14 protein-coding genes are annotated in these 14,641 nt (G+C 65.6%); 8 read left to right on the top strand and 6 right to left on the bottom strand.

Translation table 11 applies throughout. The features are described 5' to 3' along the window. Positions 1–71: 71 nt before the first annotated feature. The 5 genes from KDC96_RS03325 to smpB all read right to left on the bottom strand — a co-directional run bounded on the left by KDC96_RS03325 (position 72) and on the right by smpB (position 7,063). The gene (locus tag KDC96_RS03325; RefSeq protein WP_212450681.1) at positions 72–1,712 is read right to left on the bottom strand and encodes a DUF4139 domain-containing protein; all 1,641 of its coding nucleotides are present in this window, start codon (positions 1,710–1,712) and stop codon (positions 72–74) included. Between the two features lie 17 nt (positions 1,713–1,729). Next, on the bottom strand, positions 1,730–3,238 hold the full coding sequence (locus KDC96_RS03320; RefSeq protein ID WP_212450679.1) for a DUF4139 domain-containing protein: 1,509 nt from the start codon (positions 3,236–3,238) through the stop codon (positions 1,730–1,732). Positions 3,239–3,318: 80 nt separating this feature from the next. Beyond that, positions 3,319–5,736 (bottom strand): response regulator, encoded by a 2,418-nt coding sequence (locus tag KDC96_RS03315; RefSeq protein WP_212452347.1) that lies wholly within the window; start codon positions 5,734–5,736, stop codon positions 3,319–3,321. Between the two features lie 101 nt (positions 5,737–5,837). Next, positions 5,838–6,422 (bottom strand): DUF2062 domain-containing protein, encoded by a 585-nt coding sequence (locus KDC96_RS03310; protein ID WP_249171900.1) that lies wholly within the window; start codon positions 6,420–6,422, stop codon positions 5,838–5,840. Between the two features lie 158 nt (positions 6,423–6,580). Next, positions 6,581–7,063, bottom strand: a complete 483-nt coding sequence (smpB, locus tag KDC96_RS03305) for an SsrA-binding protein SmpB (protein WP_212450677.1) — start codon at positions 7,061–7,063, stop codon at positions 6,581–6,583. A gap of 137 nt (positions 7,064–7,200) precedes the next feature. On the opposite strand from smpB, the gene KDC96_RS16355 reads away from it, so the two are divergent. The 3 genes from KDC96_RS16355 to KDC96_RS03295 all read left to right on the top strand — a co-directional run bounded on the left by KDC96_RS16355 (position 7,201) and on the right by KDC96_RS03295 (position 10,315). Next, the gene (locus tag KDC96_RS16355; protein ID WP_249171899.1) at positions 7,201–8,136 is read left to right on the top strand and encodes a hypothetical protein; all 936 of its coding nucleotides are present in this window, start codon (positions 7,201–7,203) and stop codon (positions 8,134–8,136) included. Positions 8,137–8,141: 5 nt separating this feature from the next. Next, positions 8,142–9,143 (top strand): S9 family peptidase, encoded by a 1,002-nt coding sequence (locus KDC96_RS16350; RefSeq protein ID WP_249171898.1) that lies wholly within the window; start codon positions 8,142–8,144, stop codon positions 9,141–9,143. Between the two features lie 101 nt (positions 9,144–9,244). Beyond that, positions 9,245–10,315 carry a succinylglutamate desuccinylase/aspartoacylase family protein gene (locus tag KDC96_RS03295; protein WP_212450675.1) on the top strand — a complete coding sequence of 357 codons (1,071 nt, stop codon included), beginning with the start codon at positions 9,245–9,247 and terminating at the stop codon, positions 10,313–10,315. On the opposite strand, the gene dapA is transcribed toward KDC96_RS03295, so the two are convergent. Next, a complete protein-coding gene (gene dapA / locus KDC96_RS03290) occupies positions 10,312–11,196 on the bottom strand; it encodes a 4-hydroxy-tetrahydrodipicolinate synthase (protein WP_212450673.1) in 885 nt (294 codons plus the stop codon). The genes KDC96_RS03295 and dapA overlap by 4 nt on opposite strands. A gap of 162 nt (positions 11,197–11,358) precedes the next feature. On the opposite strand from dapA, the gene KDC96_RS16345 reads away from it, so the two are divergent. The 5 genes from KDC96_RS16345 to KDC96_RS03270 are packed head-to-tail and all read left to right on the top strand — an operon-like array spanning position 11,359 to position 14,617. Then, a complete protein-coding gene (locus KDC96_RS16345) occupies positions 11,359–12,348 on the top strand; it encodes a hypothetical protein (RefSeq protein WP_249171897.1) in 990 nt (329 codons plus the stop codon). Further along, a complete protein-coding gene (locus KDC96_RS16340; RefSeq protein WP_249171896.1) occupies positions 12,252–13,271 on the top strand; it encodes a lytic transglycosylase domain-containing protein in 1,020 nt (339 codons plus the stop codon). The genes KDC96_RS16345 and KDC96_RS16340 overlap by 97 nt, the downstream gene beginning before the upstream one ends. An 8-nt stretch (positions 13,272–13,279) precedes the next feature. Then, positions 13,280–13,762: a transcription elongation factor GreB gene (greB, locus tag KDC96_RS03280; protein WP_212450671.1), complete on the top strand. Its 483-nt coding sequence runs from the start codon at positions 13,280–13,282 to the stop codon at positions 13,760–13,762. Continuing rightward, positions 13,755–14,228, top strand: a complete 474-nt coding sequence (locus KDC96_RS03275) for an invasion associated locus B family protein (protein ID WP_212450669.1) — start codon at positions 13,755–13,757, stop codon at positions 14,226–14,228. The genes greB and KDC96_RS03275 overlap by 8 nt, the downstream gene beginning before the upstream one ends. Then, positions 14,225–14,617 carry a VOC family protein gene (locus KDC96_RS03270; RefSeq protein WP_249171895.1) on the top strand — a complete coding sequence of 131 codons (393 nt, stop codon included), beginning with the start codon at positions 14,225–14,227 and terminating at the stop codon, positions 14,615–14,617. The genes KDC96_RS03275 and KDC96_RS03270 overlap by 4 nt, the downstream gene beginning before the upstream one ends. The last annotated feature ends 24 nt before the right edge of the window (positions 14,618–14,641 follow it).

Raw genomic sequence — 14,641 nt, 5'->3', positions numbered from 1 at the left:
GATTTGTTCTGATGGAACAAGTGGGGAACGAAAGTTTTTTCGCAGGGCGCGATCGGAGTCGACTCTCTGATTCAGTCGGCGTCGGTATTGCGCAGGCGCCAGTTGAATTCGCGCGAGGAATTGGCTGCGATCCGCACCTCGACCACGTCGTACCCATCCTTCACGAACACCTTCTCGCGCGGGAAGCGAACGTCCCAGTCCCCGGCCCATCCCAGCTTGAGCCGCATGGTGACGGGGTGAGGATTGGCGTTGGTGATCGTCGCCTGCATCTTGGTCCACTTGCGCGAATCGGGATCGAATTCCGCTTCCACCAGCCGCGCACAGCGCGCGAAGACCTGCGCGCTTTCACCGATCTCGAGCTCGACGTCCTGGCCGCGCGCATAATCGCGCAGTTCGGTGGTTGCGGCGAGCTGCGGGCCGAAGGTGCTGGGCTCGAAGAGTTTCATCGCCCCCTGCGGCAACGCGAGACCGAGCCCCTTTTCCTCGTCGTTTCTTGTCGCCAGCAACAGTCCGGCCGGCTGGGGATCGACCCCGCTCCCGAACCAACCGTAGGGATCGCATTCGGCGGTGTAGAGGAATCGGGCCTTCACCTCGTCCTGGTTGAGGAAGGCAACCTGCTTCATTCCTTTGGCCGAAACGTCGACCCGGTCCGGCACGCGGAACAGCTTGAGATCGCCGAGATTCTCCTCTTCCGCCGTCACCACGCTGACGGGCGCTGCAGATTCCATGAGTTCGGCTCGCATCCGGGCGCCAGTGACCGTGATCATCTCGTCGGCCACTGCTCCCATCGGAGCGGAGGGCGAAGGAGAAGGCGGCGGCGGATAGGCGATCGGCGACCCGGCTGCGGTGCTGCCGAACGGGTAGCAGGTCAGCCGCAGAGGTCGCGCCACGGGCGGATCCGACAGGCCTTCGAAATCGGTTTCGATATTGAGCGTGCCGGCGATGATCTGGAGCCTGGCGTTGTCGAAGCTCTGATCGTTGTCGTTGAGCAGCGTCAGCCAGCTCAGCAATTGCAGCGTGAATTCGTCGCCGCGCCCCTTGCTGCGCTCCTGAGCAGGATGGATCGTGGCGACGTAGTCCGCTTGCCAGTCGAAGCCCCAGGCGAGATAGGTCAGCGTGATCTCGTAGGTGCCGCCCTCGGGTGTCTGCGTGTCGATCGTGTAGACCGGCTTGGCAGAGAGGCCGTCCGGGATACGGTCGAAAGTGAGCTTTTCCGGCAACCCTGCGCAGCGCACAGCCTCGTAGCCTTGCGATGTCTGCAACACGAGCCCGCCATCGGCGCGGGTGCGGACGATGGCCTGTTCCGACTGCGCCTCACCCGTGGCGGGATTGGTGCGGGTGATCGTGATGCGGTTGCCCAGGGCCCCGTTCACCAGCGCAGCAGGCGAAAGTAGTTCGGCGTTGCGGTTCTTCTCGATCGTCCCGCCCGGCAGGCCGGTGACGATCGCGCTGACGCCGACCATCCCTTCGGCTACACCGATGAAGCGGATGGTCGATACGCCCGCAGGAAGGGATACTGTGCGGACCTCGCTTATCATCGCGAAGCCCTGCGGCCAGTCGCGGTTCATTTCCTCGCCGACCGAGCGGTCGGGATCGCGATAGATCGTGACCGAAAGATCGGTCGGATCCGACGCCTCCACGATCGTGCGCGCCGCAGCGGGCTGCGCCGACACCAGCGCCAGCAGGAGGGAGAGTATCGCGGTTGCCCGCATCGTCCCGGCCCCGCCGCCTACCAGCGGGTCTCGAATGTAACGCGGATCGTGCGTTCGCCCTCGGCAGGAACGGGGACCACCCATTTGCGGCGATCGTAATTGATCTGTTCGCCGACGATATCCTCACTCACCACCCGGTAATCCCAGCCCCACCAATAGCGACCGAGCCCGGACTGGGTCAGGTCGACCTCGATCGGCTCGTCCTTCGCGTTGGTGATCTTGTAGCGCATGGTGGTGCGGTAGAAGGTCCTGTTGCGGAGGCGTTCGGCCTCGATCCGTGAAGTTTCGACGCCATCCTCGATCACGCGGTAGCGCGCGCTCTGTTCCCATTCGCGGGTGGTGATGGTCTCGCGCTTCTCGACTTCGGCCTGGACGAAGATGTCGAACGCATCGCCGGTCGTCAGCGAGAGTTCGGACCCCATCGGGGTGTGGCCGATGCCGTTCTCACCGATGAATTGCGGTGTGCCCTGGCTGTCGCGCTGGTAGAAGCGCACAGTCCCCGCCGGCAAAGCGTCGCCCAGACCCTGATCGCGCGAGGAGGAAAAGCTGATCGCACTCGCGACGTTCACCGGCTGCGTATCGTTCTGCAGCCAGCCGACGGTGCGCGAATAGACCTTGCGTGCGGGCACCGCCTGCACATCGAGGAAGCTCACCTGCTTGGTCTGCGCGTTGGCGATCGTGGTCCGCCCGCTGATCGGATAGAGGTAGAAGTCGCCCAGCCGTTCGCGATCCGCGCTTTCGGTGCCGGCCCGCACCATTCCGCGGTTGCCGAAGCCGCGCGCGCGCGATCCGCTGGGATTGCCCGCCACCAGCAGCGTGTCGGCGCGATGGAAGGTGGTGCCGCTGTTGTTGGTAAGCGTGACCCAGCCCTGCATGTCGATCGTGCCACCCGCTTCGTTGTAGAGCGCGACGTAATCCGCGCTCCAGCCGAGCCCGCTCGAAAGATAGCGCAGCGACACCGGCCGCACCCCTGCCCGGCTGCTGTCGAGATTGACCGAGAGCGTCGGGCGCGCGCGCAGGTTGGGCGGCACCCGGTCGAAGATCACCCGCACCGGCAGGCCGTCGTCGCGCAGCACCTCGATCCGGTCGCCGATCTGGACCACCACGCCTCCGGCGGTTGAGAGCACCCTTGCCCGCTCGCGGGTTTCGATACCGGTCGCCGGGTTGGTACGCAGCAGGGTGACGGTCTGGCCGATCGCCTTTTCCATCATCTTGGTCGGGGTGAGCAGATCGAAGTCGAAATTCTGCTCGATAATCGTCGTATTGGGCGCGAAAAAGCTCAGCGTCTGCGGCTGGATCGCGGCGGAAACGTCGGGAAACTCGACCCGGCTGGTGCCGCGCGCGATATCAAGCTGGCGCACGTCCTGCACCAGCGCGAGATTGCTGTTGTAGATCGTGACCGAAACGTCGCCCTGCGCGGTTTCATCCGGTCCGGGAACCGATTGCGAGGCGGCTGCGCTCGTCATGAGCGCGGTTGCCGAAAGCGCCGCGACCTTGATCGCGCCCGTCAGATTGACTCGAGACATTGCTTACCCCTCCCCTCGATTGCAGGCTTTATCATGGATTACCGCGCTTTATCCAAGGTGAACAGGCAGGCAGTCGCCGGTCAACCGGCTCCTTCGGCGGATTTCGCCTCCTGCATCACCGCCGCGACCTTGTCGCCAATCGCCGCCACGCTGAACGGTTTGGGGATGAAGTGCATGTCGGGGATATCGATGTCCTTGCGCAGCTGCTCTTCGGCATAACCCGACATGAACAGCACGGGGATATCGGGCCGCTGCTTGCGAATCGCGCGGACCATGGCTGGCCCGTCCATGCCGGGCATCACCACGTCGCTGACGATCAGATCGAACTCCCCGCCCTCGGCAATCGCGGACAGCCCTTCCTCGCCGCCGGGGCATGCGGTCACTTCGTAGCCTGCCCGCGACAGGGCCCGTTCGGCGACGGCGCGCACCATGTCCTCGTCCTCGACCAGCAGGACCTTGCCGCCGGCCGACCAGTCCGACGATACGGTCTGCGCCTTGGGCTCGCGGCGGCGCGGCGCCTCGCCATGGTGGACCGGGAAATAGATTGTGAACCGCGCCCCCACGATCTTTCCATCGGCGTCGGAGACATTGTCGGCAAAGATGAAGCCGCCCGATTGCTTGACGATCCCGTAGGCGGTGGAAAGCCCCAGCCCGGTCCCCTTGCCCAGTTCCTTGGTCGTGAAGAACGGTTCGAACAGCTTGGGCAGCACGTGCGGCGGAATGCCGCCGCCCGTGTCCTGAACGATCAGGACGGTATAGTCCGCCGCCGGGAGGATTTCGGAACCCAGCTGGATCACGTCCTTTGCCTGCAGACTGCGGGTCAGCAAGGAGATCCGGCCAGCCCCGCCCGGCACGTTCGACTGAATGGCATCGCGCGCATTCACCGCGAGGTTCATGATGACCTGTTCGAGCTGCTGCGGGTCGGCGCGGACCGCGCCAAGATCGCGGTCGTGCTGCACGAAATAGCTGATCTTTTCGCCGAGCAGCCGCTTGATCAGCGGTCCGACTTCGCTGACCACATCGGGCAGCTGGAGAATTTCGGGCCGCAGCGTCTGCTGGCGCGAGAACGCGAGCAACTGCCGGGTCAGAGAAGCCGCCCGGTTCGAGTTGGCCCGTATCTGCTGGATGTCGTCATAATCGCTGTCGCCCGGCGTATGCCGCAGCAGCATCAGGTCGCAGGTGCCGATGATCGCGGTGAGCACGTTGTTGAAATCGTGCGCGACGCCGCCGGCGAGCTGGCCGACCGCCTGCATCTTGGTGGCTTGCGCCACCTGGCGCTTGAGCTGGTTTTCCTCGCTCGAATCCGCGAGGCTGAGCAAGACCGCCGCCTCGCCCAGTCCCCGCACGCCCGCAAGGCCGAGCGAAACCGGCTCTTCGGGTTGCGAAATCAGGCGCACCGCCATGTTGCCGCTGGTCGCCGGGCCGCGTCCGTGGCGGCGCACCGCGTCCGACAGTGCCGCCTTGTCCTCGCGCACCACCAGATCGGTCGGGAAGGCGGGCAGCCCTCTCCCCTCGCGCTCGACCGAGCGCAGGAAGGCGTCGTTGCCGAACAGGAACCGCCCGTCGCGATCGGTCATCGCGAGGCCCAGCGGGAGCTGCGCGAGCAACGCGTCGAGCTGGGCGACTCCGGCCTGCGAGGACCCGTCCCAGCCGCTGCCGATGCCCACGCCGCTGTCGACCAGCAGCATCAGCGATGTGCTCTCGTCCGGCCCTATCCCGGCATACTCTTCGGGATCGACGAGCGGCACGTCGATCAGGGTTTGCGGCGTGCCGCCGCGCCCTTCGCGCGCGAAGTAGATGCGATCGCGCTCGTCCGAGCGCAGGACCGAAACGAAGTCCTGCCCCGCGAGCGTCGCCGCCTCGTCGCCGACCGCCCGCTCGGCGAACCCGGTGCTGACCGAACGGATCACGCCGTTCGCGGTCGTGATCGCCGTCTCGATCCCTGCACGGCTGAGCATCTGTCCGAACGGGCCCCTGAGATCGAGATCGTCGAGCGTTCGTGACGATTGGTCCTCGAGCGCCCGAAAACGCCAGATCAGATGGTCCTCTCCGCGCCCCGCACGCACGGCACTGACACTCCAGGCGTCTCGCTCATCCCGCCCGGCAAGTTCGTCGAGCGCGGCCGCGCCATCGCGCCAGGCCTCGCGGGCGAGACGCGTCATCGCCTCGAGCCCCGCGCGTCCGAGCGGCAGCGACGGCGGCGCGCTGCCCGCGCCGAATGCCGCGACGAAGGAACGATTGGCGCAGACCAGGCGATTGGCCCGGTCGGTGATCGCGATCGCGGTGTCGGCTTCCTCGATAGCTGCGACGGTAACCGACCAATCGGGTGCCGCAACGGCCTGCCCAGCAGGCGCGGATCGCACCCGATCGACCGCGAACACCGCCAGCATCAGCACCGTCAGGCCCAGCACGTAGGCGAGCGTGAGCGTCACATCGGCCGTCGCGGCGAAGAGGACGATCGCACTAGTAAGCAGCGCGCCGCCAAGCAGCGCCAGCATCAGCCGGTTGTCATCTACAGAGATAGTGTTCGCTTCGCCTTCCAACCGCTGCAAGGTCCTGTCCCATCGCGCGCCGCGCCGTCGTTCGCCCGCACCTGCCCTTAATTGGCATTGAGCCGCTGGTCGAGACGGGCCTCCATCGAAGCGAGGCGTTTTGCCCGCTTGCGTGCCACGATCACGCGCCACACACCGCCCGCCACGAGGTATCCGACGGCAGAGGTCACGATCGCGAGGACCAGGAAACCGAAGGCGGTCACTCCGGCCATCTCGAACAGGTCAACCAGCCACGTCAGCCGGCCGCTCTGCAATTCCTCGTTGGCGATTCCGCCGACCGCCTGATCGATGTTGAGCGTGGTCTCGCCGACCTGGTTGGCGACGACGATCCAGAACGGGAAGGTAAACGGATTGGTGACGAAGGTCACCATCGCGGCAATCGGAACGTTGGCGCGAGCCGGAAGTGCGAGAAACGCCGCGAGGAAGATCTGTCCGAAGGGAATGATGAACCCGGCGAAAAGGCCCAGTGCGACCCCGCGCGGAACGGAACGGCGGGTGAAACGCCACAATTCGGGCGAGAGGAACCGGTGGGCGATCGGCGCAAGATACTTGTTGCGGCTCATCTCTTCGCGAGAGGGCATGTACTTGCGGATCGTATCGGCCGCCCAGGTCTTGTTGCGTTTCGCGCTCATGATTGCGCAGCCGCCCTGCGCCGCCAGCCAGCGTAGCGCAAGTCAAGATCGTCGAAGTGTAGCTGGCCAGCCATGATGGTCATATGGGTACTCCAGGCGATCTGACCAGCCGGTGAATCGACGAGTGGGGAATCGGCCCGATCGGCCCGGCTCAAACGCTATCCGCGGTCACGCATCAGGCGGGCCTTGTCACGCTTCCAGTCGCGATCCTTGATTGTGGCGCGCTTGTCGTGCGCCTGCTTGCCCTTGGCCAGCGCCAGCTCGACTTTCGCGCGCCCCTGCTTGTTGAAATACACCGACAGCGGCACCAGCGTCATGCCCTTGCGCTCGACCGCGCCGAACAGCTTTTCGATCTCGCGGTTGTGCAGCAGCAGCTTGCGCGGGCGGCGCGGCTCGTGATTGAGCCGGTTGCCGTGGCTGTATTCGGGGATGTTGGCATTGATCAGCCACACCTCGCCATCGCGCACCTCGGCGTAGCTTTCGGCAATGCTCGCCTCGCCCGCGCGCAGCGCCTTCACCTCGGTGCCCTGCAACGCGAGTCCGGCTTCGAACTTGTCCTCGATATGATAATCGAACCGCGCCCGGCGGTTTTCCGCGACGGTCTTGTGCTTGTCGAAGGTTTCGGGTTTCGGCCGTGCCATGGTGCGGGGCAGATAGGCGCTGATGCCACATTCGCAAAGCCCCGTGCGCAATCGCACCCGCCAATATTGATTTTGCGCGAAAAATCGAGATGATCGGTTGCACTCAAGGGGTCAGTCGCAACAGGGTCGTGTTTTCCATGCGTGTTTTTCTTCGTGCCGCCGCGCTTGCGGTTTCGCTCATCCTTTCTCCCATCGCAGTCCAGGCGCAGGAGCCGCCGACGCTGGCCGAGTATGGCAAATTGCCCGATGTCGAAGAGGCGGTCCTGTCGCCCAGCGGCAAGCGGCTGGCGGTGCTCACCAACATCGATGGCAAGCGCACGGTGGTCGCGGTCGAGGATCGGACCAAACTCGTTTCCCGGTTCGAAGTCGGCGATCTCAAGATTCGCTGGATGGAGTGGATCGGCGACGACCGGCTGCTGATGGTGACCAGCCGCACGCAGGATCTCGGCTACAACTTCACCACCGACAAGGCCGAATTCTTCACCGCGCGCGTGCTGCCGATGGCCGAAGGCGTCGAGGGCGGGCTGATCTTCGGCAATCGCCGCGAGCTCGTGGATGCGATCATCGGCGATTACGGGATTCGCAACATCGACGGGCGCTGGTACGGGTTCTACGGCGCGATCCAGCTCACGCGGAGCGGGCGGATGGAATACGAATTCGACCATGGCAGACCCTATCTCTACCGCGTCGATCTGCAGGATTTCTCGGTCAAGAAGATCGCCAATGCCGCCCGCCCCGGCCACGATACCGACTGGCTGATCGATGCCGCGGGCGAAGTCGCCGCGACGCTCGATATCGATGACAACACCGGCGAATGGGATCTGCGCGGGCCAGGCAATGGCGTGATCGCGAAAGGGGTCAACCGCGGCGGGCGCGTCGGGCTGGTCGGGCTCGGCTACGACGGGACCAGCGTGATCCTTGCCGAGCGCGGCGAGAACGGGATCGAGTGGTACGAAGTGCCACTTGCCGGCGGGGCGATGACCCCGTTCCTCGCCGATGTCGACGTCGACCGCGTGTTCTTCGACGACAGCACGGGGCACATGATGGGCTATCTCGAGGGGGCGAGAACCTGAAACCGGTGTTCCAGGTCGAAAATCACCAGAAGGCCGCACGGGCCGTGCGCGCGGCGTTCCCCAATCTGGAGATGCGCATGGTCGACTGGACCAACGATCTCGGTCACGTGATCGTGCAGACCAGCGGCAACAAGGACAGCGGCACCTATTTTGCGGTCGATCTCGCCGCAGGCAAAGCGGATGCGATCGCCTATGAACGACTCGCGATCCTGCCCGACCACGTCGGCCCGATCTCGAAATTCGACTATGTCGCCAGCGACGGCATGGAACTGGACGGCGTGCTGACGCTGCCCCCCGGTCGCGAAGCGAGCAACCTGCCGGTGGTGATCCTGCCGCACGGCGGCCCCCACAGCCACGACAATGTGGAATTCGACTGGTGGGCGCAGGCCTTCGCATCTCGCGGCTATGCGGTGCTGCAGCCGAACTTCCGCGGGTCGACCAATCGCGACAGCGGTTTCCGCCTGGCCGGTTATGGCGAATGGGGCCGCAAGATGCAGACCGACAAGTCGGACGGACTAGCAGCACTGGCGCAGGCCGGGATCGTCGATCCCGAGCGCGCCTGCATCGTCGGTGCGAGCTATGGTGGCTATGCCGCGCTCGCCGGCGTCACGCTGCAACAGGGCATTTATCGCTGCGCGGTGGCGGTCGCACCGGTGAGCGACATCGCCGACATGTATCGCGAGGACTATCGCGGCAGCGGCAGCGAGCGCACCACCAAGGTCGCGTTGCTCGAACAGCTCGGCCCGCGCGAAAGCTGGAACGCGGTGTCGCCACTGCGCGCTGCAGCGCGCGCCGATGCACCGATCATGCTGATCCACGGCAAGGACGATGTCGTCGTTCCCTACAGCCATTCGCTCAAGATGGCCGACAAGCTCAAGGACGCCGGCAAGCCGTATGAGATGGTGACGCTCGATGGCGAAGATCACTGGCTGTCGCTGTCCGGGACACGGCAGTTGATGCTGGAACAGGCCGTCCGCTTCGTCGAGCAGCACAACCCGCCGGATTAAGCGCAAGCCGGAATACAGCCTCGAACACAAAGCTTGCAGCACGCGCGATAGATTCCGCTATGGGTGCAGCAGCAGGCGACACGGACCTGCCGGAGTCAAGCATGCACGAGCCACAACCTGCCCCCTTCACGATCGCGCACCACACGGTTGCGCCCGGCGAGGCGTGCGATATCCGGCTGCCAATTACCACGATGGCCACGGGGACGAGCTCGGCGCTCGCAATAAGGGTAGTGCATGGCGCAAAGCCTGGACCCACCGTGTTCGTCAGCGCCGCGATCCACGGCGACGAGATCGTGGGGACTGCGGTAGTGCAGCGGCTCGTGCGCGAGATCGAGCCGGAAAACCTTGCCGGAACGGTGCTGCTGGTTCCGGTCTGCAACATCTTCGGCTTTCTCAACCACAGCCGCTATCTGCCCGACCGGCGCGACCTCAACCGCTCGTTTCCCGGCAACGAGAACGGCTCGCTCGCCGGGCAGCTGGCGCATGTCTTCTTCAGCGAAGTGGTGAGCCGCGCCTCGCTCGGTATCGACATCCACACCGCCGCCGTCCACCGTTACAACCTGCCGCAGATCCGCATCGCAGCGGACAATGCGCGGCTGGTCGAACTGGCCATGGCATTCGGCGCGCCGGTCATCATCGAAGCGCCGCTGCGCGATGGATCGCTGCGCGCGCTTGCCGCCGATAACGGGGTGGACATGCTGCTGCTCGAAGCGGGCGAAGCACTGCGTTTCGACGACCTTTCGATCGAGACCGGGGTTGCGGGCGTGCTGCGTGTGCTCGAACATCTCGGCATGATCCCCGACGATCACCGGCTGACCGAGATCGGCGTCCCCGCGCGCTCGAAAAAGACCACCTGGGTGCGCTCGGTGCGTGGCGGCGTGGCGCACCGGGCCAAGAGCTCGGGCGATCCGGTTCGTGAAGGCGACCTGCTGGCAACGGTCGGCGGTTTGCTGGGCGAAGAGCCGGAAGCGGTGGTCAGTCCGATCGACGGGATCGTCATCGGCCACTCGACCCTGCCGGTGGTGCATCAGGGCGAGGCGCTGTTCCACATCGCCTCGGTCGCGCACCCCGAACGCGTCGGCGCACGGATCGAAGGCATCACCGAAGCGATCATGGCAAGCGAGCCGGAAGGCTTTGCCGAAGCGCTGCTCGACGAGGACGAGGTGCTCTAGGCGACGATCCCGGCGTGCACCAGCGCCTCGTCCACCGCCGCGCGCGAGGCGTCGCTCGCTTCAACCAGCGGCAGGCGCACGGTCGGCGCGATCCAGTCATGCACCCGGCTGAGCGCATATTTGACGGGCGCGGGCGAAGCGTCGGAGAACATCGCATAATGCAGTGGAAACAGCCGGTCGTTGAGTTCGCGCGCTTTCTTGAGCTCGTTTGCCGCGATCGCCGCGTGGAACTCGGCGCACAGAGCCGGGGCGACATTGGCGGTGACGGAGATCGCCCCGCGCCCGCCCGCCGCCGAATGCGGCAGCCACAATTCGTCGTTGCCCGACAGCTGGCAGAACTCGCTCGACAGACCCATGCGATGGTCGGCCACGCGCGACAGGTCGCCGCTCGCATCCTTGATGGCGACGATGCGGTCGGGGTATTTCTTGACCAGCGTCACGACGGTCTCGTCCTCGATATCCGTCACCGTCCGGCTTGGCACGTTGTAGAGCACGATCGGCAGATCGCTGTTTTCCGCGAGAAAGCTGAAATGGGCGATCAGCCCCGCCTGGCTCGGGCGGTTGTAATAGGGCGCGACGCACAGGCCCGCCGCCGCCCCGGCCTTCTTGGCGAAGGTCATGTGCAGCAACGCGTTGCGGGTATCGTTGCTGCCGCATCCGGCAATCACCGGCACCCGCCCGCCCGCCTGCTCGATGCAGACCTCGATCACGCGGTGATGCTCGGCGTTGGAGAGGGTCGACGCCTCGCCGGTGGTCCCGCACGGGACCAGCGCCGAACTGCCCTGCTCGATCTGCCAGTCGACCAGCTTCCGAAACGCCGCCTCGTCGAACGATCCGTCGCGAAAAGGAGTCACCAGAGCGGGTATCGATCCGCTGAACATTGAATAATTCCCGATTGCAGCATTTATCTCTCTGGCGCGGCGCAGATTTGTGCGCCAAACCACCGTTCAGCGCCTGATAAGGAGCAGACTCCCACTATGTCCAGCATGGCCACATGTTTGCGATCCACATTTTCGTTCGTTCGTCCCGCAACTCTGGCCGCCTTGGCCACGGTTGCTACCGCCGCGCTTGCCGTCCCGGCATCGGCTGAGCAAAGCCGCAGCGTGGGCGCGCAGCCGATGGTCGCGCAGCAGCAGCGGGCGATCGGCTCCGCGATCAGCATGTGGGAATACCTGCAGGAAAACCGCAATTTGCCGTTCGCGCAATATGCCGGATTTGCAGTCGCCAATCCAACCTTCCCCCGGCTCGATATCATTCGCCTGCGCGCCGAGGCGGCGCTGGAGAACGAGGCTCCGCCAACCGACGAGCTGCTGCGGTTTTTCGGCGCTCACCCGCCGCTGACCAATGCCGGGCGCGCCCGGTATGCGCTGACGCTTGCGGCCGCCCAGCACGCCGGTGCGTTCGAGGTCGCGCGCGATGCGTGGCGCGGTGGACGGATGAGCGGCCCGGCAGAAGCCTATATTGCGGGCCTCTACGGGTCGCGTTTCAGCGACGATGATCACGCGGCGCGGATGGACTCACTGTTGTGGCAGGGCGAACGCGAGGCTGCGGCCCGGCAGGTGATCAACCTGCGCGAAAGCGACCGCCCGCTCGCCATGGCGCGGCTGTCGCTGCTCAACGGATCGACACCGCGCGAAGCCGGTCTCGCGATCCCGAACGCGGCCAATCGCGACGCCGGATTCACCTTCAACCTTCTCAACTACCTGTGGGCGAAACGGCAGGTCGGCGAAGCGGTGCGGCTGCTGGCCACGCGCCCGGCGTTCGAAGCGCCGGCGCGCGATCCCGAGGAATTCCTCGGCGACATGCTCGCCGTCGCCAAGGCCGCGAGCGCAACCGATACGGTCGACATCACCAGCCGCATCGACGACATCTTCGCTCCGGGTGCGGACATCTCGCAGGGCTCGTTCCGCCTGCGCGATCGCTACACCGACCTGATGTGGATGGGGGCACCAATGCCCTGTGGCGGCTTGGCGACGGACGCCGCGCCGCCCCGCTGTTCGAACGTTACGGCAATGCGGCACGCACGCCGCTGACCAAGGCCAAGGGGTATTACTGGGCCGGTCGGGCGGCACGACAGGCCGGCATGCAAGGCGAAGCGACGCGCTATTTCGAAATGGCGGCGCAGTGGCCGCACTATTATTACGGCCAGCTGGCGATCAGCGCACTCGGTCGGCCGATGCCGCAGTTCGAACCCCTCCCCGACGTTGCTCTCGATGCCGACGCCCGCGCCGAATTCGAGCGGCAGCCGCTGACGCAGGCGATCCGCGCGATCGCCGCGAACCGGCGCGACTGGCGGACCGAGCGGCGGTTCTTCGAGGAAATCGGCGAAGCCGCCAAGACCCCCGGACAAATGGCGCTGGTGGCCCAGCTGGCGCTCGAGACAGGGCTTAACGAGATGGCCGTTGTGGTCGGCATGAAGGCCGGTGAAAACGGGCTGTCCGGGTTCGAGCGCGTGGGCTTCCCGACCGTCCAGACTCCGCTCGTCAACGACTGGACCATGGTCCATGCGATCTCGCGCCAGGAAAGCGAATTCGACCGGACCCGTGTGAGCCATGCCGGGGCCCGCGGGGTCATGCAGCTGATGCCGGGCACCGCGCGCGAACAGGCGGGCAAGCTCGGCGTGCAGTACATGTCGGCGAGCCTGATCGATTCCCCGAGCTACAACATCCGGCTGGGCGATGCCTATTTCGCGCGGATGATGGACTATTACGGTGGCGCCTATCCGCTGGCGGTCGGCGCCTATAACGCCGGTCCGGGCCGCGTGAACGAGTGGCTGCGGCTCAACGGCGATCCGCGTCGCGGCGAAATCGACTGGGTCACCTGGGTCGAAAAGATCCCGGCCAATTTCGAGACGCGCTATTACATCATGCGCGTGCTCGGCAACGCGGTGAGCTATTCGCACATGTACCCCGATCAGGCGGGGCAGCCGCGCACGATCGACTCGTTCCTCCGCTAGGCCTCGCGATGGGGCAGCAACAGGGGCCACCGATCACGCCTGCGGGCATGGCGGCGCTCAAGGCGCGCTACGATCACCTGCTCGGTACCGAGCGACCGGAAATCGTCGAGATCGTCAGCTGGGCGGCGGGCAATGGCGATCGCAGCGAAAACGGCGATTACCTCTACGGCCGCAAGCGCATGCGCGAGATCGACCGCGAGCTCGGCTACCTTGCCCGCAGGATGAAGGCGCTGCGGGTGGTTGACCCGTCCCACCAGCCCGACAAACGAAGCGTATATTTCGGCGCGACCGTCGAACTCGCCGACGATGACGACGACCGCAAGACGGTGACGCTGGTCGGCGATGACGAGCAGGACGCCGGCGCAGGCCGGATCGGCTGGAAATCGCCCATGGCGAGAGCGTTGAAAGGGGCATCGGTCGGCGATGTGCGAACCGTCACGCTGCCCGGCGGCGCGAAGGAATGGGAAGTGATGGCGATCCGGTATGACTAGGCTCACCGCCGCGATCGCGCTGGCCGCCCTCGCGCTATCCGACCCCGCTGCGGCGAGGGACAGCCTGGGCGTCTATTCCAGCTGGGCCGCGTTTCGCGATGCAGACCAGCCGCGCTGCTATGCCATCGCGAAGCCGCGCAACGGCAAAGGCAGCTTCGCCAGCATTGCCACCTGGCCCAAACAGCGGCTGCGCAACCAGGTGCACCTGCGGCTGTCGCGGACGGTGGGCGATACGGGAGCGACGCTTCGCATCGGCGATCGGCGGTTCGCGTTGCCGACGCGCGGGCGCGATGCCTGGGCGCAGGACAGCCGGATGGACGCCGCCATCGTTGCCGCGCTCCGCTCCGCCACCGCGATGAGCGTGACCGGTCGCGACACCAGCGGTCGCCGGTTTACCGATCGCTATGCGCTTGCCGGTGCGGCGACAGCGATCGACGCCGCGGTAGTCGGGTGCGCGAACCTGTGAGCAGACGTCGTCCCGAAATCACCAACCTCAACTTTGTGCTCGCCGTGCCCGATGCGATGGCGACCGCGCGCTGGTGGGTCGATGCGATGAAGTTCGACGCGCTCAAGGACCTTGGCGGATGGGTGTTCGTCAAGCGCGGGCGCTGCATGATCATGCTCGGTTCGTGCCCCGATGCGATCCCGCCAGCGCAACTCGGCGATCACCAGTATTTCGGCTATATCGAGGTCACCGATGTCGACGCCTACTTCGCCGAGATCGACCGCGACAAGGCCGAGATCATCAAGCCGCCGACCACCGAGGAATGGGACATGCGCGAATTCGCCGTGCGCACGCCCGACGGGCACCGGGTGATGATCGGACAGGACCTGATCGCGCATCCGCTGCGCTGACGCTGGCAAATTCGCGCCCGCGCG

It is taken from the genome of Erythrobacter sp. JK5, from assembly GCF_018205975.1.
In the GTDB taxonomy this organism is placed as follows: Bacteria; Pseudomonadota; Alphaproteobacteria; order Sphingomonadales; family Sphingomonadaceae; genus Erythrobacter.
The sequence above is the reverse complement of the archived record's forward strand: the minus strand, read 5'-3'. Positions and strand labels throughout refer to the sequence as shown.